The following is a 20,594-nucleotide window of genomic DNA, read 5'->3' on the forward strand; positions in this document are numbered from 1 at the left end:
CCTGAAAGGAGATGATCGAGGCGCGGCACAGACATGGAACGTCAGCACCAAACCATGCTGCCATACGGCCCCGCCCGAGCGATTTCGGCCCGCTCGATCTCACGCACGGCGTGCTCTGACCCTCATGTGACGTGCCAGCCTAACCGGCGAAATGGTGCAGGAGCCGGAGCAGGACCGAAGTCGCGTGGAGCAGCGCCACCGCGAGAACGACCATGCCCGTGACAGCGGCAAGCCGGCGGCTTGGCTCGGCGACGACCTCGTCCGTGCCGTCTTCGTAGCGGGATCGCTGGTGGCCGCGATACAGCAACAGGCCGGACGTCCCGCTCAGCAAAAGCGCCGCCAAGAGCTGGCTGAAGGAAAAATGGGAGAGGCCGCCGCGCACCGACAGCAGGGCGACGAGCATCATCACGAAGCCCGTCCGCGACCAGGCCAGCCCCGTCCGCTCGCGCTGGAGGCCTGGGTCTTTCATGCCGCGGGTCCGGTCAGATCAAGACCATGAGGCAGGCGAGCCCCACGGCAAGGGTGGCAGTGAAGGCTGCCAGAAGGGGAAGCAGGGCGCTGACGGGCAGATCGGCGTTGTGACGCATGGCTTGCTCGGCCCGCACCCAGCGGGGATAGGCCATTCCACCGAGCACGCCTCCCGCCACGAACAGGATCAGTGCAAGACCAAGCCGCAGGGGCAGCGGCCCGAGATGCGAGGCGAACTGGTCGATGCCGACCGCTCCGGCAATCAGCGCCAGAGCCGTCCGGATCCAGGCGAGAAACGTTCTCTCGTTGGCGAGCGAGAAGCGGTAATCCGGCCGCGCCCCGCGCTGCCACCATTTCAGAGACGGTCCATGCTCTGACCGGTCAGCGGATGTATCGAGAGACAGATTGGACATTGTTGCACGCTGCGCAGTGTATCAGGTCGCCATGAAGATCAGATCGACACGTGACGAACTCATCGTCCGGGCGGTTTACGCGAATTGGGCCGCGCCCGCATCCAGCGCGGCGACGCGAAAGCCGATATTTCCGCTGCTGCTGTTCGGCGTATTGGAGTTCCGGGCCGCGACCCGATAGCGGTTGCAGTAGGAGCTATGGCACAGATACGAGCCGCCACGCATCGAGCGGCTCGCGCCCGGCCCGTCATGGACGGGGTCGCGATCGCCTGTAACCCGGTGATATTCGGGGCTGAAGACATCCCGAACCCATTCCCAGACATTGCCCGCCACGTTGAACAGGCCGTAGCCGTTCGGCTCGAAGGCATGGACGGGGGCGGTGCCGACATAGCCGTCCTCCGCCGTGTTCAGATCCGGGAACGTGCCCTGCCAGATGTTGCAGCGATGCCGGCCGCCAGGGGTCAGCTCATCTCCCCAGGGATAGAGTTTTCCGTCCAGTCCGCCGCGCGCGGCATATTCCCATTCCGCTTCGGTCAGGAGGCGCGTGCCCGACCACGTGCAGAAGGCCACCGCGTCGTTCCAGGACACATGCACCACCGGGTGATCCAGGCGGTCGAGAACGGTGGTGCCGGGGCCTTCCGGCTGGGCCCAGTAGGCGAACGGCACGGGCAGCCACCAGGGCGCCTCCACCGGCACCCGCTCGATCCGGGCCGCGGTCTGCGGTGGCACCAGCGCGTGGAAGACGTAGGACCAGTTGAAGCGTTCGGCCTCCGTGACATGGCCTGTCGCCCGGACAAAATCGGCGAACTGCGCGTTCGTCACCGCATAGGCCGACACCCGGAACGGGCTCAGCGTGACCGGCCGCACCGGCCCCTCGCCATCGCCCGCGAAGCCTTCGGCGCCGGACGTTCCCATCAGGAAGCGTCCACCCGGCAGCGCAATCCAGCGAAAGGCCGTGCCCTTCCCCCCGGCGGAGGCCGGCGGAGGTGGCGGCGGCGCTTCGCCTGCCGTCTCGGGGCGGCGCGCGCAGCAGCAGGTCGGTGACTTGCCGGCCTCTTCCGCCCCGCCGCTCTCCCGTCCCTGCGTCACTCCTCTTCCTCCCAGAAGGCGGCGGCGCCCTGGGCCTTCATCAGCTCAAGGATCTTCTCCCGCGGGATCACGCCGCAGCGTTCGGCCCACGCCTGATAGAGGCCGATCATCTCCTGGACGCGCTCGGGGTGGCCCGCCGAGAGATCGTGCAGCTCGGTGCGGTCGGCCTCCATGTCGTAGAGCTCCCAGGGCCCGGGGTATTTGCGGACCAGCTTCCACTGGCCGACACGCACGGCTGCATTGCCCTCGTGCTCCCAGAACATCGGCTCCGTGCGTTCGCCGTCCTCCGGGAAGGAGGGCGCGAGGCTGACGCCTTCGCAGGGCAGGATGGCATTGCCGTCATGGGTCTGGGGATAGGCGGCGCCGGTCACGTCGAGAATGGTCGCCATGATGTCCGGCAACTGGCCCGGCACATGGCGCAGCTCTCCGCCTGCCGTGATATGGGCCGGCCAGTGGAGAATGAGGGGCGTGGCGATGCCGCCTTCGTGGACCCAGTGCTTGTAGAGCCGGAACGGCGTGTTGGAGAGGTTGGCCCAGGCGACGCCGTAGCTCTGATAAGTGTCCTCCGCGCCGGGCATGATCTCGGGAATGTTGCCGAAGCGCACGGGACGGCCGTCGCGGGTCTGCGCCCGGGCGATCATCAGGTCCTCGACGAGGGCCTGGGGCGAGACATCCTCGGGAATGTCCTCGGCGCAGGCGCCGTTATCGGAGAGGAAGATGACCAGCGTGTCGTCCATCTGCCCGCTGTCCTCGAGCGCCTGCAGCACGCGGCCGATGCCCTGGTCCATCCGGTCGATCTGGGCGGCATAGACCTCCATGCAGCGGGCCAGCCACGCGCGCTCCTCCGCCTCCGTCCACGGCGGCTGGGTGGGATCGCGGTCGGTCAGCTTCCAGTCGGGATGGATCAGCCCCGACTTGATCATGCGGGACAGGCGCTCCTCGCGCAGTTCGTCCCAGCCGGCGTCGAAGCGGCCCTTGTACTTGGCGATGTCCTCGGGGTGGGCATGGAGTGGCCAGTGCGGGGCCGTATAGGCCACGTACTGGAAGAAGGGCGCGCCGGCATGCTCCTTCGCGTGGCGATGGATGAAGTCGGCGGCTTCGGTGCTGATGGCGTCGGTATAGAAGAAGTTGGGATCTTCCTTGGCCTCATGCTCGGCATTCTCGTTGCCGCGCGTCAGCGTATTGGGCCAATAGAAGCTGCCGGCACCGATGATGGTGCCGTAGAATTCATCGAAGCCGCGCTGCAGCGGCCAGGTATCGGTGGGCTCGGTGAGGTTCGCCGCCACATGCCACTTGCCGGTGAGGCGGGTCCGGTATCCGGCCTTGCGCAACACCTCGGCGATGGTCACGCAATTCTTGTTCAGATTGCCCACATAGCCTTCCGGCCCGGTGCTGTAGGTGAGAATGCCGATGCCGGTCTGGTGCGGATGAAGGCCGGTGAGCAGCGACGCGCGGGACGGGCTGCAGCGTGCGGTATTGTAGAACTGCGAATAGCGCAGGCCGTTCGCCGCCAGCCGGTCGAGATTGGGCGTCTCGATCTCGCCGCCGTAGCAGCCGATATCGGAAAAGCCCATGTCGTCATTCAGGATGAGGACGATATTCGGGCGCTTGGTCGCGGGCGTGTCGGACATGGATGGCTCCAGGAGCGCGGCGTGACCTCGTCACGCCCGTCGCGTCAGATTGATGGTGAAGCGGAAATAATCGGGCAGGTAGACCGAGCGCAGCAGTTCCAGCGGCCGTCCGTCCGTGGAGATGGTCAAGCGCTCCATGGCCAAAAGCGGGTCGCCGGGCGCGATCCCGAGCAGGCCGGCGGTCGCCTCGTCGGCGAGCGTGGCGGAGATGCTCTGGCTCGCCTCCTTGATGTTGAGCCCGAGCTCCTCCTCGAACACCCGGTACATCAGAATGGAGACGAGATCCCGCTTCTCCAGCTCAAGGCCGATATCGGGCGGGTAGAAGGCATGCTCGATGGCGATGGGGATCGCATCCGCGAGCCGTACGCGCTTCAGTTCCCAGACCGCGCGCTCGCGCAGGGTCTCGCGTGCGGCGGTGTCGTGGGCGTTGGTCATTCCCTGGTGGAGAATGCGTGCGCCGGGCTCGAAGCCGGCGTCGCGGATGGTCTCGGAAAAGCCCATCAGCCGTCCGAGCCAGTTCTCCGGCTCGTTCGACTTCAGGAACGTGCCGCGGCCGCGCTCGCGGGCGAACATGCCCTCTTCCACCAAGGGCTGGATGGCGTGGCGGATGGTGATGCGGCTCACGCCGAAATGCTTGACCAGCTCGGCCTCGGGCATCAGGCGGCCATCCGCGTCGATCAGCTTGCCCTCGCGCACCTGGCTGCGGATGGCTTCGCGCACCTGGATGTGAAGCGGCGGCGCTCCGGCCCCGCCGGATTTGGTCCCGTTCGCTTCACGCGCGGACTTGCCTTTCATGGGCGCGAGTTTGATGGGCGCGAGCATGTCAGATCCGCCGGCCGGTGGTTGGGTCGAACAGATGGATGTCTTCGGGAGCGAACGACACGGCCATCGTCTCCCCTTCGCGCGGCAGCGGGAAGCGGTCGTATCGGGCCCTGAGCGGGGTGCCATCAAGGGTGAGGTCGAGGATGGCGGCGTCGCCGAGGTTCTCCACGACCTCCACCGTCACGGGAATGCCGGCTGGGTCGAACCGGACGGCGCTGGGCCGCACGCCCACCACCACCGCGCGCCCTGCCTCGAGCGAGGCGGCCACCGGAACATGGCGGCCGCCGATCAGGACGCCTCCGGCCGTGGTCCGGGTGGTGATGAGGTTCATGGGTGGGCTGCCGATGAAGGCCGCAACCTCGATGCAGTTCGGCGCGGCGAAGACGTCCGCCGGCCGGCCGATCTGGCAGATCTCGCCTTCCCGGAACACCGCCATGCGATCGGCGAGGGTCATCGCCTCTTCCTGGTCGTGGGTGACATACACGGCCGTCACGCCGAGCGACCTCTGCAGCTTCTTCAGCTCCACGCGGGTGGCGAGGCGCAGCATGGCGTCGAGGTTGGAGAGCGGCTCATCCAGCAGGAACAGCCGCGCCTTGCGCACGATGGCCCGGGCGAGCGCGCAGCGCTGCTGCTGGCCGCCGGAAAGCTGCCCCGGCTTGCGGTCCAGAAGATGATCGATCTTCACCTTGGCGGCCGCCTCCCGAACCGCGGGCGCGATCTCGGCCTTCGGTGTCTTCGCCATCTCCAGGGGGAACGCGATGTTCTCGGCCACCGTCATGTGCGGGTAGAGCGCATAGCTCTGGAACACCATGGCGATGTCGCGGGCGCGCGCATCGGCGCCGGTCACGTCCTTCCCATCCAGCAGGATGCGGCCGGAGGTGGGGGCATCGAGGCCGGCGAGAATGCGCAGCGTCGTACTCTTGCCGGAGCCCGACGGCCCGAGCAGGGCGAAGAATTCGCCCGGGCGGATCTCTATGTCGATGCCCTTCAGGGCTTCGAACGCCCCATGCTTCTTGACGATCTTTTCGAGCTGAACCAGTCCGCGCGCGGTCATCGGCGTCCCCCTCCCTTGACGGCGCCGACCGTCAGGCCTTTCACGATGTGTTTCTGGGCGATGATGCCGAGGATGATGACGGGCAGCATCGCGAGCGCGGACACCGCCGCCAGCTTCGACCAGAGCGTCTGTTCCACCGACACGAAGTTGAACATGGAGATGGTGACCGGCCTCACCACGTTTCCGGACAGCACCACGGCGAACAGGAACTCGTTCCAGGCATTGAGGAAGACGAAGACCACGGTCACCGCCACACCGCCGCGCACCTGGGGCAGGATGATGCGCCACAGGGTCATCAGCCGGCTCGCGCCGTCGATGAAGGCCGCCTCTTCCATCTCGAACGGCAGGTCCTCGAAATAGGACACCAGCAGCCAGCTCGCGAACGGCAGCGAGAAGGAGAGATAGATCAGGATGATGCCCTGATAGGTATCGATCCAGCCGATATCCCGCAGGATCAGGAAGTAGGGAATGATGATGCCCACCGGGGGCAGCATCTGGGTGGCGAGCACGTAGAAGCCCGACCACTTCTTGCCCGGCACCCGCAGGCGGGCGAGCGCGTAGGCGGCGGGGATCGCGAGCACCATGGTCACGATGGTCGTGCCGATGGAGATGATGAAGCTGCTGACGAGGTTCGGCACGATGGACGTGGGGCCGAACAGCACGTCCCTGAACGCCGCGAGCGTCGGCGAGAAGATCAGCTTCGGGGGATAGGCGAGCACATCCTGCTCGCTCTTGAAGGCGTTGAGGAGGCTCCAGAAGATCGGGAAGATCCAGGCAAGCAGAAATAGGCCGGATACGCTCAGGAGCAGGGCAAGGCGCAGCTTGTGACCCTTCATTTCGCCCTCCGGAGTGCGAACAGGACGCCGGTGATGACGAGGGTGAAGATCAACAGGGCCACCGCCAGCGCCGAGCCGTAGCCGATGGACAGCTCGGTGAAGGACTTGCGGTAGGCGTAGAGATTGAGGATTTCGGTGGCCGTTCCCGGACCACCGCCGGTGACGGTGAAGATGGCCGCGAACGCCGTGAGTGCCACCATTGTGCGCATGATGATCACCATGACGATGGCCGGGCGCAGCAACGGCAGGGTGATGCGCACGAAGCAGCGCCACGGGTTCGCCCGGTCGATGCGCGCGGCCTCGTAGATGTCCTCGGGCAGGGCCGCGAGACTGGCCAGCAGCACCATGAAGGCGAACGGCGTCCACTGCCAGGTGTGGATCACCACAACGGAGAAAAGGGCGAGGGAGGGATCGCCGAGCCAGTTGTGGCTGCCGAGGCCGGCCGTCATGCTCAGATAGTCCACCACGCCGAATTCGGGGGTGAGCATGAAGGTGCGCCACACCATGCCGACAACGGCGGGCGAGAGCACCACGGGCAGGATCGCCACGATGCGGAACAGCGCCTGTCCGCGCTTCATGCCGTTGACGAGCAGCGCGAGCGCGAGGCCCAGGACGACCTGCAGGATCACCGTGGAAAACGTATAGACGAGGCTGACCCCGAGCGCGGACCAGAAACGCGGATCGCCGAGCAGTTCCCGGTAGTTGTCGAGCCCGACGAAGCCGTCCATGAACGGCATCGCGAGGTCCATCCGGTGCAGGCTGGTCCATCCCAGATGCAGCAGCGGAAACGTGGTCGTCGCCATCAGGGCGATGAAGGCGGGGGCGAGCAGCGCCGCCGCGAAGCGGCGCTCCCGTCCCTCCATCATCCGCGCGGGATCTGCGCGACCGCCGACAGGAACGTCGAGGGTAGTGGCTTTCGTCACGACATCAGCCTCGCATCATCGGCTCTAGGCGGCGCTGCGCCTCGTCCAGGGCGGCCTTGGTGGTGGCCTGCCCCACCAGCGCCTGCTGGATCGCGGTGGCGAGCGTGTCGCCGATGGCCGGCCACTGGGGCACGCGCGGACGCCAGTTCACGTCCGTATCCTGTTCCAGCGCATCCAGGGTGGTGGCGACGAAATTGTCGCCGAAGCTGTTCATCAGCTTCACAAAGTCCGGGTTTTTCCACAGGCTCAGGCGGTTCACGCCGGACCGCTTGGCGGGACCGGAAAACTGGTAGGACGTGAGCGCCTGGGTCTGGAGCGATGCCGCCCACTGGATGAACAGCCAGGTGGCCTTCTTCCGCTTCTCCGGCAGCGAGGCATTGATGGGGAAGCCCCAGTTCCAGATGGACGACACGCGCTTGCCGGTCGGCCCCTTGGGCCAGCGCGCGAAGCCGATCTTCCCAACCACCTTGGACTTCTCGGGATTGGTGATGACCGAGGCGGACGTGTTCGCGTCGATGTAGCTGGCGATCGTGCCCTGCGAGAAGGCGTCGGCGATGTCGGGCCAGTTCCAGTTCTGCGCCGCGGTGGGCGCGTATTTGCGCATCACGTCCACATACCAGTTGAGCGCTGCTTCGGCCTCCGGCCCGTTCACGCGGAACTTGCCGCCCGGAAACCAGTCTCCACCGAATTCTTTGAACAGCGAAGAATAGATGTAGACGTTCTGCCCGGCACCGGCGACGCCGCGCAGGGCGGCGCCCCAAAGGCGGTTTCCGGGATCGTTCAGCGCCGCGGCATTGGCAACGTAGTCTTCCAGCGTATCCGCCGCCTTGAGGCCCTTCGCGTCGTACAAATCCTTGCGGTAGACCTGGACGGTGACCTCGCCGTCATACGGCACGCCATACAGCTTGCCGTCGATGGTGTTGGCATTGCGCCACGCGGGAATGATGTCGTCCGGCTGGAACCAGGCGGGGTCGGTGAGGGTCGCGTCCTTGAGATAGGGATCGAGCGACTCCACCCATTTGTTCGCGGCGTAGAGCGCGTAATACATGGGGTCGGCCGCATGGGTCGAATATCCGCCGGCCTTGGACGTGAGGTCGATCACGGCCTTCTGACGGATCTGCGCGGGCGGGATTTTCTCGAACCGGACGCTGATGCCGGTCAGCGCCTCGAACTGGGGCGCGAGCGCGATGAGCGCGTCGAAGTAGCTCGCCGGGATCACCGCGACGGTGATCTGCTCGCCGGATGCCTGGCGCCAGTCGATCTTCGCAGCCTTGTAGGCCGAAAGGTCCGCATCCTGCGCGCCAGCGGAACGGATGAGAGCGGGGAAAGCGACGGCGGCAAGGCCAGCCTGTAGCACGTGACGCCGCGTGGGCTTCACAGAAGTCATTGGCGTTTCCTCCTGGCCGATATGGGTCCGGCCTATTGTCATAACAATTGATGAGACATCATAACCTGTCAAGCGGCGCACCTGTCCTCCGCGCAGGTTGAAGGTCAGTCCTGCGCGTGCAGCGCCTGCACGACCGAGTGGCGCCAGCCCTTGATTTTGCTGGATCTCCGGTCGTCCGCCATCTCAGGTGAGAAGCGCCGGTCGAGGTGCCAGTTGCGGGCAAATTCCTCTGGCCCGCCGTAAAGGCCCGCGCGCCATCCGGCGAGAAAGGCCGCCCCGAGCGCCGTGGTCTCTCGCACGACCGGGCGGTCCACGGGATTGCCAAGAACGTCGGCGAGGAATTGCATGGTCCAATCGCTGTCGGACATCCCGCCATCCACCCGGATGACCGCCTCGGCGCCCTCAAGACCGGCGTCGAGCATGTCCGCCCGCATGGCCTCCAGGAGGTCGAGGGTCTGATAGCCGACGCTCTCCAGCGCCGCGCGGGCGATCTCCCGGCGGGTGGTGCCGCGGGTGAGGCCGCTCAGCGTGGCGCGCGCATCGCTGCGCCAGTGGGGTGCGCCAAGGCCGGTGAAGGCCGGGACGAGATAGACCGGCTGATCATCGGCCGCCTCGGCCGCCAGACGCGTGCTCTCGGCCGCCGTGGTGATGATGCCCAAGCTGTCCCGCAGCCATTGCACCGTGGAGCCGGCGGAAAAAATCGAACCCTCCAGCGCGTAGGTCCGCTTGCCATCCCATTGATAGGCAATGGTTGTCAGGAGGCGATGGCGCGAGCGCGGGCGGGCATCGCCCGCGTTGAGCAGCATGAAGGCGCCGGTGCCATAGGTCGCCTTCGCCAGCCCCGGCGAGAAACAGGCCTGCCCCACGAGGCTCGCCTGCTGGTCGCCGACCATGGCGAGTACCGGCACCTCGCGCCCCAACCAGGTCGCGGCGGCAGTGCCGAACGCGCCGGCGGTGTCGCGCACCTCGGGCAGGATGGCCGCGGGGATCTGGAACAGGCGCAGCAGGTCCTCATCCCAGACGCCGGAGTGAATGTCGAACAGCATCGTCCGGGCGGCGTTGGTCGCATCCGTGGCATGCACGGCACCGCCGGTGAGCTGCCAGAGCAGGAACGTATCCACCGTGCCGAAAGCGAGCGCTCCGCGCTCTGCGCGGCTCCGCGCGCCGGGGACGTTGTCCAGCAGCCAGCCGATCTTGGTGGCCGAGAAATAGGGATCAATCAGCAAGCCGCTGCGTTCGGCGACGAGGCCCTCGCAGCCCTCCGCCGTGAGACGGTTGCACAGGTCCGCCGTGCGCCGGTCCTGCCAGACGATGGCGGGCGCGATGGGCTCTCCGGTCTCGCGGTCCCACAGGACGGTCGTCTCGCGCTGGTTGGCGATGCCGATGGCGGCGATGTCGGCCGCCGTCAGCCCCGAGCACGCGAGTGCATCGCGCATGGTGGCAAGGCTGGTCTCCCACAGATCGCGGGGATCATGCTCGACCCAGCCGGGATGCGGGAACGACTGCGGGAATTCGCGTTGGGCCGAGGCCACGGGCGTGAAGTTGCGATCGAACACGATGGATCGCGTCGAAGTCGTGCCCTGGTCGATGACAAGTATATGCGTCTCCACCCGCCTCCTCCCCCTTCTTGTTCTTGGTCATTTTTGTTCTGGGCCATGCCCCGCGTCAGGCCGCGGCGCCGTTGCGATCGAGAGCGGTGAAGTCTTCCAGCGCCGAAACCTCTGCCGGCGTCAGGCGCAGGCCGAGCTTGGTCCGGCGCCAGAGCACGTCGGCGGCCGTGCGTGCAAACTCCTCGCACATCAGATGGCGCACCTCCCCGACCGTCAGGCCCGCCCCGAAGGTGGTCCGCGCGGCGGGATCGACGTCTGCCGCCGCGAGAAACGTCTCGGCCCTGGTGCCGTAGGTGCGGGCCAGACGGGCGGCATCCGGAGGCGTCAGCCAGGGCCGGTTCTGCCGAAGGGACTGCGCCAGCTGCGCCGTCGCGCCGCGGGGGAAATCGCCGCCGGGCAGTGGCGCGCTCCCCGTCCAGTCCCCACGGCGCGCGGCCGCAGCACCAAGATGGGGGCTGAGCTTGTCCAGCGCGTCGAGGGCGAGATGGCGATAGGTGGTAATCTTGCCGCCGAGCACGGAGAGGAGCGGCGCGCCTCCCGCATCGTTCAATTCCAGCACATAGTCCCGCGTCGCCGCCTGAGCGGCGCTCGCCCCGTCGTCATACAGCGCGCGCACGCCCGAATAGCTCCACACCACGTCGGCAGGCGAGACGGGGCGCGAGAAGTATTCGCTGGCGGCGGCGCAGAGATAGTCGGTCTCGTCGGCGGTGATCGCGGCCGCAGCCGGATCTCCCTCGAAATCGTGGTCGGTGGTGCCGATGAGGGTGAAGTCCCCCTCATACGGAATCGCGAAGACGATCCGGCCGTCGGGGTTCTGGAAGATGTAGCAGCGGTCGTGATCGAACAGGCGCGGCACGATGATGTGCGAGCCCTGCACCAGCCGCAGCCGGCCGGCGAGGGGCGGAAGCGTTTGGCCCGCGAGGCGGTCCGCCCAGGGGCCGGCGGCGTTGATGAGTACGCGGGCCCGCACATCCTTGCGCTGGTGCGTCTCGGCGTTCTCGACCTGGAGTGTCCAGCCGTCCGAAGCGCGCGCGGCATCCACCGCCCGCGCCCGCGTCTCGATCACGGCGCCCCGAGCCCGGGCGTCGCAGGCGTTGAGCACCACGAGCCGGGCATCATCCACCCAGCAGTCCGAATATTCGAAGCCGCGCGTTCGCAGATCGGGCTTGAGGGGCGCAGCGGCCTGGTCGCTGCCGAGATCAAGGGCGCGGGTGGCGGGCAGGAGCTTGCGACCGCCGATATGGTCATAGAGGAACAGGCCGAGGCGCAGCATCCACCACGGGCGCATGCCCCGGCGATAGGGCAGCACGAAGCGCAGCGGGCGCACGATGTGGGGCGCGATCCCCCAGACCACTTCCCGTTCGGTCAATGCTTCGCGCACCAGCCGGAACTCGTAATACTCGAGATAGCGCAGGCCGCCGTGCAGCAATTTGGTGGAGGCGGAGGAGGTGGCGCCGGCGAGGTCGCCCTGCTCGCACAGATAGACCGAATAGCCCCGTCCGGCCGCGTCGCGGGCGATGCCGCAGCCGTTCACGCCGCCGCCGATGATGGCGATATCGAAGGGATCGTCCGCTGCCGGACGGCCCGCCGACACCTGCGCGGACGTGCGCACTCTTTCCATCGACCCAGCCTCCGCACCCCATTGCAGCGCGTGTCTCGCGGCGATGCGGCGCCGGGCCTTTGCGGCCTAGGAGCGATCCGGATCACGAGCCAAACCTAAAACGAACAAATCCATGTTCGCAATCGAAAATAGCGAACATTGTACGATCAATATAACAATACAAATCAATAAGTTATCTGTTTTCGTTTTCCGGCGGCGCTTCCACCACACGCACGCCATGCGTGGCGCACACGGCGCGCAAGCGATCCGAAGACAGGTGGTCGGTGACGAATGCCGACACCTGGGAAAGGTGTCCGAGACGGACCGGCGCGACGCGTCCCACCTTGCTGCGATCGCACACCAGGATCACCCGGCGCGCATTGTCCATGATGGCCCGCGCGACCGTCACCTCGAGGGGATCGAAGTCGAGCAGCGATCCGTCCTCGTCGATGGCCGAGGCGCCGATGACTGCGGTGTCGACCTTGAACTGGCGGATCATGTCGACCGCCGCCGGCCCCACGACCGCCCCGTCCGAATGCCGCACTTGTCCGCCCGCGACCATCACGCGGATCGCGGGGAAAGGATAAAGCCTCAGGGCCACATTGATGTTGTTGGTGATGACCAGAAGATCGCGATGGGCGGTGATCGCCCGGGCCACTTCCTCCGTGGTGGTGCCGATGGTGATGAAGAGCGAGGAATTGTCCGAGATAAGCGCCGCCGCGGCGGCGCCGATGGCGCGCTTGGCGGGTGCCGCGATCTGCCGCCGCGCCTCGTAGGACAGGTTTTCCACGGATGACGAGATGACGGCGCCGCCATGGGTGCGGGCCAGAAGATTGCCGTCGCACAAGGCGTTAAGGTCGCGGCGGATGGTCTGCGGCGTCACGCCAAAGCGCAGCGCAAGGTCCTCGACGTCCACATGGCCGCTCGCCCGGGCAAGGGACAGGATGGTGTTCTGGCGATCGTTCAACACAGGCACGTCGGCCAACCCCGGTACGAAATTCCGATGTGCACGATGTCAACCCGTGCCCATCCGATCAATGGGAACGCGTCGGAAGACTGCTCCTGGGCTCTGTTTCTCGACGAGTGCGCCAAGTTCAAGCAGTACGCGGCCATGGTGGCGATCGAGGAACGGGCCGGCATGGATGCCGCCATGAGCTTTGACGGCACGATGTGAGATGCGGGCGCGCGCCTGCCGTTCAGCTTCCGCCGCCGCTGCCCTCGCTGCGGAGCCACCGGCCGGAAAAGGTGCCGGCGGCCACCACCGCGTCGGGATTGCCCGGATCGAGGGTGAGCACGACGGTAAAGATCCCGCTCAGCCCCCGGCGGCTGATCTGAGCCGCGGACGCATGGATCGTCGCGCCGCCGGGAACAGGACGGATGAAGGTGAGATCGCTGCCCGTGGTCAGGATGGTGCCGTCGTAGTAGCCGGCCGCGCCAAAGACCATGTCGGCCAGCGTCCACAGGGCGCCGCCATGACACGTGCCATGGCCGTTCATCTGCGCCGGGCCGACCTCCATGGTGATCACCGCCCGCCCCACCTCGGCCTCGACGAGGCATAGCGGCATCGTCCCCGAGAAGGCATTGCGCGAGAACATCCGCAGGATGCGCGCCCTCAGGCTCTCGGACGATACATCCGCGTGAGACATGGTTGCGTCCGTCATCGCTTGGCCTGGATTGGAGCGGCGGTGGATGCGCGAATGCGTCCGGCAGTGTCGATTGCCGGCTTGCCGAAGCCCTTCCGGGAGGCACTGTCTGCGTTCGCCGTCAGCATGATGGGAGAACCCTCCAGCTCTTTGATGGGGCGCGTCTGCTTCAGGCGAGGCGGCCTCCGCCTCGTGTGAAGACGCTCCCGGTCTACCCTACTTCACCAGCGGGCAGCCGCCTTCATTGAGCGGGCGGAAAGCCTGGGCTGCCGGGATGGTGGCGAGGGTCTCGTAGACGTCCCATTCGCCCTTGGATTGCGCCGGGGCCTTCACCTTGAACAGGAACATGTCGTGCACCGCGCGGCCGTCGATGCGCACCTCGCCCTTGCCGAACAGGGGATCGTCGATGGGCATCTCGCGCATCTTGGCCAGCACGGTGTTCGTATCCTTGGTGCCGGCGGCCTCCACGGCTTTCAGATAGTGCATGATGGAGGAATAGACGCCGGCATGGACCTGCGTCGGCATCTTGCCCTTGTGGAGTGCGGCGAAGCGCCTGGCGAAGGCGCGGCTCGCATCGTCGCGATCCCAGTAGAACGCCTCGGTCAGCACAAGCCCCTGCGCCAGCTTCAGGCCGAGCGCGTGGATGTCGGTGATGAAGGTGAACAGGCCGGCGATGGATTGCCCGCCCTGCACGATGCCGAACTCGGACGCCTGCTTGATGGCGTTGATCATGTCCTCGCCGCCACTGGCGAGACCCACCACCTTGGCGCCGGAGGATTGCGCCCGGATCAGGAAGGATGAGAAGTCGCTGGTGCCGAGCGGATGCTTGACCGATCCCAGCACCTGCCCTCCGGCGGCCTTCACCACCGCCACGGTGTCGCGCTCCATGGCATGGCCGGAGGCCTGGTCCACCGCGATGAAGAACCAGCTGTTGCCGCCCTGGCGCACCATGGCGCTCCCGGTGCCGTTGGCGTTGGCCCAGGTGTCGTATGTCCAGTGGATGGTGTTGGGCGTGCATTTGGACCCGGTGAGATCGGCGGTCGCCGCGCCGGCATTCAGCTGGATCCTGTCCTTGTCCTTGACGATCTGGCTGACCGCCAGCGCGACCGGCGAGCCGGTGACGTCGCCGATGACGTCGACACCCTCCTGGTCGATCCACGAGCGGGCGATGACGGAGCCGATGTCCGCCTTGTTCTGATGGTTGCCGGAGACGATCTCCACCTGGATGCCCTTGTCTGCACCCTTGAAGTCCTCCACCGCGAGGCGGGCGGCCACCACCGAGCCGGGACCTGCAAGATCCGAGTATGGTCCGCTCATGTCGCTCAGGATACCGATCTTGATCCTGGTCTCGGACGCGGCGGGCCCAGCCCACACGGCGACTCCCACAAAAACCCCTAAAATACTCATATAATGACGCATGGCGTGTCCTCCCCTTGCCGTGATTGAAGCTATTTTTATTGGCGCCATTTACGTCAATCACATTCCATATATTATGTAAATATATTTGCCAATTTTTTTGGACAGGGCTACGTTGGGCGCTCCTCCGGGCGCGGAGAATGATCCACGGCCGGCCGCATGCCGATCCGGGTAGGAGAGGAGAGGACGATGCAGGACTTCCACGTGAAGCCGGGCGATTCCGCCGTCTTCACGAAAACGGTTGGCGAGACCGACGTGTACCTGTTCGCCGGCATCACCGGCGACTTCGCCCCGAACCACGTCAACCGCCCCTTCATGGAGCGCTCGCGTTTCGGCCGGCTACAGGCGCATGGCGCGCTGCTGGTGGGCTTCATGTCCACCGTCGCCGGGATGATCGCGGCCCGGACACCGCCCGAGGCAAACGAGATCGCCGTGGCGCTCGGCTACGATCGCATCCGCTTCGTCAAGCCGGTCTTTCTGGGCGATACGGTGACCACCCATTATCGCGTCAGCACGGTGGACGCCGCACGCAGGCGCGCCAGTGCCGAGATCGAGGTCACGAACCAGGACGGTACGCTGGTGGCCGTCGCCTCCCACACGCTCGCCTGGGTGCCGAACACCCCCGCCGCCGGATAGGCGATGGCCGGCCGCTGCGTCCAGACGAAGCCGCCATCGCCCATCGCATCCCTCACATGTTCGGATAGTTCGGCCCGTCGCCGCCCTGCGGGGTCGTCCAGGTGATGTTCTGCGCCGGATCCTTGATGTCGCAGGTCTTGCAGTGGACGCAATTCTGGAAGTTGATCACGAAACGCGGCTCCGCCTGATCTTCAACCACTTCATAGACCCCCGCCGGACAGTAACGCTGGGCCGGCTCGGCATATGCCGGCAGGGTGACGGCGACGGGAATGGACGGATCGGCCAGCTTCAAATGGGGCGGCTGGCTCTCCTCGTGGTTGGTGAAGCTGAAGGCCACGTTGGTGAGGCGATCGAAGGAGAGCACGCCATCGGGCCTGGGATAGTCGATGGGGGTGAAATCCTTCGCCTCTCCCGTCGAGGCGGCATCGCTCTTGCCGTGCTTCAAGGTGCCCAACAGGCTGCGTCCGAAGAGCTGGTTGGTCCACATGTCGAACCCGCCCAGCGCCAGCGAGGCCATGAGCCCGTAACGCGACCAGAGCGGCTTCACGTTGCGGACCTTGTTCAGGTCCTGCCCCACCGCTCCCGTACGGATCTCGCTCTCGTAGGATGCCAGCTCGTCGCCGGAGCGGCCGGAGGCCAGCGCCGCATGGACCGCCTCGGCGGCCGCCTTGCCCGAGAGCATGGCGTTGTGGTTGCCCTTGATACGCGGCACGTTCACCAGCCCCGCCGAACAGCCGATCAACGCCACCCCTGGAGCAACCAGCTTCGGCAGCGACTGAAGACCCCCCTCCGAGATGGCCCGCGCCCCGTAGGCCACGCGCTTGCCGCCCTTCAGCAGCTCCGCCACCATGGGGTGATGCTTGAAGCGTTGGAACTCCATGTAGGGAGAAAGATAAGGGTTCGCATAGTTCAGATGAACCACGAAGCCCACATAGACCTGATTGTTGTCGAGATGGTAGATGAAGGAGCCGCCGCCGGCATTGGCGCCCAGCGGCCAGCCCATGGTGTGGGTGACCGTGCCTTCCCGGTGCCTGGCGGGATCGACCTCCCATATCTCCTTCATGCCGATGCCGAACTTCTGCGGGCAATGACCGGCGGAAAGGTCGTATCTGGCGATGACCTCCTTCGCCAGCGAGCCGCGCACCCCCTCGCCCAGCAGCACGTACTTGCCGTGCAGCTCCATACCCGGCTCGTAAGCGGGGCCGGGTGAGCCATCGGCGGCGCGGCCGAACTCGCCGGCCACCACGCCCGTCACCTCGCCGGACGCGCCATAGACGAGGGCGGAAGCCGCCATGCCGGGGAAGATCTCCACGCCCAGCGCCTCCGCCTGCGCGGCGAGCCAGCGGCACACATTGCCCATGGAGACGATGAAGTTGCCGTGGTTCGACATCAACGGCGGCATGGGCCAGTTGGGAATGCGCACGCCGCCGGTCCTGGTGAGGAAATGGAAATTGTCCTCGCGCACCGGCACGGTGATGGGCGCATCGCGCTCGCGCCAGTCGGGCAGCAGCGCGTCGAGCCCCGAAGGGTCGAGCACAGCGCCGGACAGGATATGGGCGCCCACCTCCGAGCCCTTCTCCAGCACCACCACGGCGAGGTCGGGATCAAGCTGCTTCAGCCGGATGGCGGCGGACAGGCCGGCCGGGCCCGCGCCGACGATCACGACGTCATAGGCCATCGCCTCCCTTTGGATTTCGGACATGACGTCCCCTTATCTGGTCTCTGTATGCCGAGGGAGGCGCAGACGCGCCTCCCCTATGCGTCAGACTCGTTCGAGCAGCAGCGCGGCCCCCTGGCCGACGCCGACGCACATGGTGGCCAAGGCGTGGCGCCCCCCGCCGCGGGACAGTTCCAGCGCCGCCGAACCGGCGATGCGCGCGCCGCTCATGCCGAGCGGATGGCCCAGCGCGATGGCGCCCCCGTTGGGGTTCACCCGCGGATCGTCGGCAGCGATGCCGAGCTGCCGCATCACGGTGAGCGCCTGGGCGGCGAATGCCTCGTTGAGCTCGATCAGGTCGATGCCATCCAGCCGGACGCCGGTGCGCGCGCAAAGCCGTTCCACCGCAGGTACCGGGCCGATGCCCATGATGCGCGGGGCCACGCCCGCCGAAGCCCCGGCCACCACGCGGGCGAGAGGGGTGAGGCCGTAGCGCCGCGCCGCCGCTTCCGAAGCCACGATCAGCGCCGCGGCTCCGTCATTGACGCCGCTCGCATTGCCCGCCGTCACCGAGCCGTCCGGACGGGTGATGGGCTTCAGCCGGGCAAGATCGGACAGGGTCGTGGAACGCGGGTGCTCGTCCTTCACCACCTCTTCCGTCTTGCCACGGCCGAGCGGCACGCTGACGGGGAGGATCTCCATGGCGAGCCGCCCGTTGACCTGGGCGGCCGCCGCCTTCTCCTGGGAGCGCAGGGCAAAGGCGTCCTGGTCCTCGCGGCTGATGCCATGCTCGTCGGCCAGATTCTGCGCCGTCTCAGGCATGGAATCGGTGCCGTAGTCCTGCGCCATCCGCGGATTGACGAAGCGCCAGCCGATGGTGGTGTCGTGGATTTCCATGGCACGCGACCACGGCCCGGCGCCCTTGGGGATCACGAAGGGTGCACGGGTCATGCTCTCCACCCCGCCGGCGATGGCGAGTTCCATATCCCCGGAGCGGATGGCGCGCGCGGCGGCAACCACCGCTTCGAGCCCCGAGCCGCACAGGCGGTTCACCGTCACGCCCGGCACCGTTTTCGGCAGGCCCGCGAGCAACAGGGCCATGCGCGCCACGTTGCGATTGTCCTCCCCGGCCTGGTTGGCGCAGCCCATCCACACCTCTTCCACCGCAGCGGGATCGAGGCCGGGATTGCGGACCAGGATGGCGCGAAGCGGCAGCGCGGCAAGGTCGTCGGCACGCACCTGCGCGAGCGCGCCACCGTAGCGGCCAATGGGGGTGCGGATGAAATCGCAGATGAAGGCTTGGGTCATGGGGCAGCTCCCGGATCGTCGGGGTTCAGACCCTCGCGCGCAGCCTGGCGCAGGAGGGCGGGAACACCCCAGGACAGCGGATCTTCGGCGGCGAAGGCATCGATGCGACGCGCGATCTCGGCACATCCGATGCGCCCGGCATAGTGCATCGGGCCGCCGCGCCAGCGCGGGAAGGCATAGCCATGCACCATCACCAGATCGATGTCGGAGGCCCGCGCGGCGATGCCCTCCTCAAGGATGCGAAAGCCTTCCTCGATCATGGAACTGATGGCGCGGGTAACGATCTCCTCGTCGGAGAAGGTGCGACGCGCGATGCGGGCGCGGGCGGATTCCTCGGCCACGATCCGGTCGATCAACGGGGAGGGAGAGGCCTTCCCGCCGTCGTAGTCGTACCAGCCGGCCCCCGTCTTGCGGCCGAGACGGCCGGTCTCCTCGACTATCCGGTCGGCGATGGGGATGTAGCGGAAGCCGTCCTTCGTGCGCCAGCCGAGCCGCTTGCGGTTGGCATAGGCGATGTCGAGGCCGGAGAGGTCCTGCACCTCGTAGGGACCCATGGCCATGCCGAAGCCGCGCAGCGCCTGGTCCACCTGGGCCGGCAACGCACCTTCCATCAGCATGATGTCGCAGGTCTGGCGATAGCGGGTCAGGATACGGTTGCCGATGAAGCCGTCGCACACGCCTGCGAGGACCGGAATCTTCTTCAGCCGCGCGGCGAGGCGCAAAGCGGTGGCGAGCGTCTCCGGCGATGTGGTCCGCGCCCGGATCACCTCCAGCAGCTTCATCACATGGGCCGGACTGAAGAAATGCAGCCCGAGGAACCGCTCCGGACGGCGCACGCCTTCGCCGACCCGGTTCACGTCGAGATAGGAGGTGTTGGTGGCAAGGATGGTGCGCTCCGGCAGCGCCGCGTCGAGGGCCGCGAAAACCTGCCGCTTGACCTCCATGTCCTCGAACACCGCCTCGATGGCGATATCCGCCGGCGGCAGGGCGCCATAGCCCTCGTGGAAGCCGAAGCGCGCGGCCTGCTCCGCCTCGGCGGACTCGGCCGTGGTCTTGCCCCGCTTCACCGCGTCGGCATAGAGGCGCGCCACATTGGCCCGCGCCCGCTCGACGCCGGCGGCGTCGCTTTCCACCAGCGCCACGGAAATGCCAAGTCCGGCCAGGGCGTAGGCGATGCTGGCGCCCATGGTGCCACCGCCCACCACCACGGCGGAGCCGATGTCCGCCCCGCCGCCCTTCCCCTGTGCCATGGCGGCGCGCTCGGCGAAGAAGACGTGCCGCAGGGCCGCCGCCTGATCCGAGGTCTTCAGGGCGAGGAAGGTCTCCCGCTCCAGCGCCAAACCCTCGTCGAACGGAAGGCGGGTCGCGGCGTCAACGAGATCGATTGCCTTCAAGGGCGCGACCTGGCCGGCGCTGCGTCTTGCCGCCTGCTCGCGCGCCGCATCCACCGCATCTGGATCTGGCGGCGGGGCGGGCAAGGCGCCGGTGGCAGGCCGGTTCGGGACAGGACAGCTCAGGGCGGCGGCAGCCGGATCGTCCGCGACCGCATCCACCAACCCCAGGCCCCACGCCTCACGCGCGCCGATCACCCGGCCCTCGCAGATCAGCGACAAGGCCGGCCCGAGGCCGATGAGACGCGGCAGCCGCTGCGTTCCGCCAGCACCGGGCACGATGCCCAGCGTCACTTCCGGCAGGCCTAGAGTCGCGCCCGGCGCGACGATCCGCGCCCGGCACGCGAGCGCCACCTCCAGCCCGCCGCCGAGGGCCGCGCCGTTGAGTGCCGCGACCACCGGAACCGGAAAGTCCTCGATCCGGCGGATGATGTCCGGCAGGTGAGGATCCTGGGGAGCGGCGGCGAACTCCCTCGCGTCGGCCCCCGCTATGAAGGCCTTGCCGGCACCCGTCAGCACCACCCTCTTCACCCCTGCGGCCTCGGCCTCGTCGAGTGCGCGGACAAGCCCTTGCCGCACAGCCTGGGACATGACGTTGACCGGGGGATTATCGATGGTGACGAGAGCGACGCCCTCTTCGACGACGCAATGAACGGGTCCGGGCATGTCGGCCTCACTCGCGGACATGAGGGATGCGCCGCTCCGGCGCACTG

General features: G+C 67.0%; 19 protein-coding genes. 2 read left to right on the plus strand and 17 right to left on the minus strand.

Features of this window, described 5'->3' with window-relative positions; all coding sequences use genetic code 11:
* Positions 1 to 139 precede the first annotated feature (139 nt).
* The 12 genes from XAN126_RS0122335 to XAN126_RS0122390 all read right to left on the minus strand — a co-directional run bounded on the left by XAN126_RS0122335 (position 140) and on the right by XAN126_RS0122390 (position 12,806).
* Positions 140 to 469, minus strand: coding sequence for a DUF202 domain-containing protein (locus XAN126_RS0122335; protein WP_024280781.1), 330 nt, complete (start codon positions 467 to 469; stop codon positions 140 to 142).
* 13 nt (positions 470 to 482) lie between these two features.
* Entirely contained in the window at positions 483 to 881 is a 399-nt protein-coding gene (locus XAN126_RS0122340; protein WP_024280782.1) for a DUF202 domain-containing protein, read from the minus strand.
* A gap of 75 nt (positions 882 to 956) precedes the next feature.
* Positions 957 to 1,967, minus strand: coding sequence for a formylglycine-generating enzyme family protein (locus XAN126_RS0122345; RefSeq protein WP_081762750.1), 1,011 nt, complete (start codon positions 1,965 to 1,967; stop codon positions 957 to 959).
* Entirely contained in the window at positions 1,964 to 3,598 is a 1,635-nt protein-coding gene (locus XAN126_RS0122350) for an arylsulfatase (RefSeq protein WP_155982377.1), read from the minus strand. The genes XAN126_RS0122345 and XAN126_RS0122350 overlap by 4 nt, the downstream gene beginning before the upstream one ends.
* A gap of 30 nt (positions 3,599 to 3,628) precedes the next feature.
* The gene (locus tag XAN126_RS0122355; protein WP_024280785.1) at positions 3,629 to 4,420 is read right to left on the minus strand and encodes a GntR family transcriptional regulator; all 792 of its coding nucleotides are present in this window, start codon (positions 4,418 to 4,420) and stop codon (positions 3,629 to 3,631) included.
* Position 4,421: 1 nt separating this feature from the next.
* A complete protein-coding gene (locus XAN126_RS0122360) occupies positions 4,422 to 5,474 on the minus strand; it encodes an ABC transporter ATP-binding protein (RefSeq protein ID WP_024280786.1) in 1,053 nt (350 codons plus the stop codon).
* Positions 5,471 to 6,310, minus strand: a complete 840-nt coding sequence (locus XAN126_RS0122365; RefSeq protein WP_024280787.1) for a carbohydrate ABC transporter permease — start codon at positions 6,308 to 6,310, stop codon at positions 5,471 to 5,473. The genes XAN126_RS0122360 and XAN126_RS0122365 overlap by 4 nt, the downstream gene beginning before the upstream one ends.
* Positions 6,307 to 7,233, minus strand: coding sequence for a sugar ABC transporter permease (locus XAN126_RS0122370; protein ID WP_155982378.1), 927 nt, complete (start codon positions 7,231 to 7,233; stop codon positions 6,307 to 6,309). The genes XAN126_RS0122365 and XAN126_RS0122370 overlap by 4 nt, the downstream gene beginning before the upstream one ends.
* Before the next feature lie 4 nt (positions 7,234 to 7,237).
* Entirely contained in the window at positions 7,238 to 8,620 is a 1,383-nt protein-coding gene (locus tag XAN126_RS0122375; RefSeq protein WP_024280789.1) for a sugar ABC transporter substrate-binding protein, read from the minus strand.
* A 104-nt stretch (positions 8,621 to 8,724) separates the two neighbouring features.
* Positions 8,725 to 10,230, minus strand: a complete 1,506-nt coding sequence (gene glpK / locus XAN126_RS0122380) for a glycerol kinase GlpK (protein ID WP_024280790.1) — start codon at positions 10,228 to 10,230, stop codon at positions 8,725 to 8,727.
* A gap of 55 nt (positions 10,231 to 10,285) precedes the next feature.
* Positions 10,286 to 11,851 carry a glycerol-3-phosphate dehydrogenase gene (gene glpD / locus XAN126_RS0122385; protein ID WP_024280791.1) on the minus strand — a complete coding sequence of 522 codons (1,566 nt, stop codon included), beginning with the start codon at positions 11,849 to 11,851 and terminating at the stop codon, positions 10,286 to 10,288.
* A gap of 172 nt (positions 11,852 to 12,023) precedes the next feature.
* Positions 12,024 to 12,806: a DeoR/GlpR family DNA-binding transcription regulator gene (locus XAN126_RS0122390; RefSeq protein WP_245272320.1), complete on the minus strand. Its 783-nt coding sequence runs from the start codon at positions 12,804 to 12,806 to the stop codon at positions 12,024 to 12,026.
* A gap of 27 nt (positions 12,807 to 12,833) precedes the next feature.
* On the opposite strand from XAN126_RS0122390, the gene XAN126_RS28505 reads away from it, so the two are divergent.
* Positions 12,834 to 13,004 carry a hypothetical protein gene (locus XAN126_RS28505; RefSeq protein ID WP_155982379.1) on the plus strand — a complete coding sequence of 57 codons (171 nt, stop codon included), beginning with the start codon at positions 12,834 to 12,836 and terminating at the stop codon, positions 13,002 to 13,004.
* A gap of 22 nt (positions 13,005 to 13,026) precedes the next feature.
* Here the strand turns inward: XAN126_RS28505 and XAN126_RS0122400 are convergent, their stop codons facing one another.
* Entirely contained in the window at positions 13,027 to 13,476 is a 450-nt protein-coding gene (locus XAN126_RS0122400) for a PaaI family thioesterase (RefSeq protein ID WP_155982380.1), read from the minus strand.
* Positions 13,477 to 13,689: 213 nt separating this feature from the next.
* Positions 13,690 to 14,880: an ABC transporter substrate-binding protein gene (locus XAN126_RS0122405; protein WP_029877604.1), complete on the minus strand. Its 1,191-nt coding sequence runs from the start codon at positions 14,878 to 14,880 to the stop codon at positions 13,690 to 13,692.
* Positions 14,881 to 15,078: 198 nt separating this feature from the next.
* Between XAN126_RS0122405 and XAN126_RS0122410 the strand changes: the two genes are divergently transcribed.
* Complete coding sequence (locus XAN126_RS0122410) at positions 15,079 to 15,525, plus strand: MaoC/PaaZ C-terminal domain-containing protein (protein ID WP_024280795.1); 447 nt, start codon at positions 15,079 to 15,081, stop codon at positions 15,523 to 15,525.
* A gap of 52 nt (positions 15,526 to 15,577) precedes the next feature.
* Here XAN126_RS0122410 and XAN126_RS0122415 read toward each other — a convergent pair whose 3' ends face one another.
* The 3 genes from XAN126_RS0122415 to XAN126_RS0122425 are packed head-to-tail and all read right to left on the minus strand — an operon-like array spanning position 15,578 to position 20,547.
* Positions 15,578 to 17,227 (minus strand): electron transfer flavoprotein-ubiquinone oxidoreductase, encoded by a 1,650-nt coding sequence (locus tag XAN126_RS0122415; protein WP_024280796.1) that lies wholly within the window; start codon positions 17,225 to 17,227, stop codon positions 15,578 to 15,580.
* Positions 17,228 to 17,287: 60 nt separating this feature from the next.
* Entirely contained in the window at positions 17,288 to 18,490 is a 1,203-nt protein-coding gene (gene pcaF, locus XAN126_RS0122420; protein WP_024280797.1) for a 3-oxoadipyl-CoA thiolase, read from the minus strand.
* Positions 18,487 to 20,547, minus strand: coding sequence for an FAD-dependent oxidoreductase (locus XAN126_RS0122425; protein WP_024280798.1), 2,061 nt, complete (start codon positions 20,545 to 20,547; stop codon positions 18,487 to 18,489). The genes pcaF and XAN126_RS0122425 overlap by 4 nt, the downstream gene beginning before the upstream one ends.
* Positions 20,548 to 20,594 lie beyond the last annotated feature (47 nt).

Source organism: Xanthobacter sp. 126, from assembly GCF_000526175.1.
GTDB lineage: Bacteria > Pseudomonadota > Alphaproteobacteria > Rhizobiales > Xanthobacteraceae > Xanthobacter > Xanthobacter aminoxidans.

Excerpts from the sequence above, each read along its gene's own strand:
- XAN126_RS0122335 (WP_024280781.1), bottom strand. The coding sequence starts at position 469 with ATGAAAGACCCAGGCCTCCAGCGCGAGCGGACGGGGCTGGCCTGGTCG.
- XAN126_RS0122340 (WP_024280782.1), bottom strand. The coding sequence starts at position 881 with ATGTCCAATCTGTCTCTCGATACATCCGCTGACCGGTCAGAGCATGGA.
- XAN126_RS0122350 (WP_155982377.1), bottom strand. The coding sequence starts at position 3,598 with ATGTCCGACACGCCCGCGACCAAGCGCCCGAATATCGTCCTCATCCTG.
- XAN126_RS0122355 (WP_024280785.1), bottom strand. The coding sequence starts at position 4,420 with ATGCTCGCGCCCATCAAACTCGCGCCCATGAAAGGCAAGTCCGCGCGT.
- XAN126_RS0122360 (WP_024280786.1), bottom strand. The coding sequence starts at position 5,474 with ATGACCGCGCGCGGACTGGTTCAGCTCGAAAAGATCGTCAAGAAGCAT.
- XAN126_RS0122365 (WP_024280787.1), bottom strand. The coding sequence starts at position 6,310 with ATGAAGGGTCACAAGCTGCGCCTTGCCCTGCTCCTGAGCGTATCCGGC.
- XAN126_RS0122375 (WP_024280789.1), bottom strand. The coding sequence starts at position 8,620 with ATGACTTCTGTGAAGCCCACGCGGCGTCACGTGCTACAGGCTGGCCTT.
- glpD (WP_024280791.1), bottom strand. The coding sequence starts at position 11,851 with ATGGAAAGAGTGCGCACGTCCGCGCAGGTGTCGGCGGGCCGTCCGGCA.
- XAN126_RS28505 (WP_155982379.1), top strand. The coding sequence starts at position 12,834 with ATGTGCACGATGTCAACCCGTGCCCATCCGATCAATGGGAACGCGTCG.
- XAN126_RS0122400 (WP_155982380.1), bottom strand. The coding sequence starts at position 13,476 with ATGTCTCACGCGGATGTATCGTCCGAGAGCCTGAGGGCGCGCATCCTG.
- XAN126_RS0122405 (WP_029877604.1), bottom strand. The coding sequence starts at position 14,880 with ATGAGTATTTTAGGGGTTTTTGTGGGAGTCGCCGTGTGGGCTGGGCCC.
- XAN126_RS0122410 (WP_024280795.1), top strand. The coding sequence starts at position 15,079 with ATGCAGGACTTCCACGTGAAGCCGGGCGATTCCGCCGTCTTCACGAAA.
- XAN126_RS0122415 (WP_024280796.1), bottom strand. The coding sequence starts at position 17,227 with ATGTCCGAAATCCAAAGGGAGGCGATGGCCTATGACGTCGTGATCGTC.
- pcaF (WP_024280797.1), bottom strand. The coding sequence starts at position 18,490 with ATGACCCAAGCCTTCATCTGCGATTTCATCCGCACCCCCATTGGCCGC.
- XAN126_RS0122425 (WP_024280798.1), bottom strand. The coding sequence starts at position 20,547 with ATGCCCGGACCCGTTCATTGCGTCGTCGAAGAGGGCGTCGCTCTCGTC.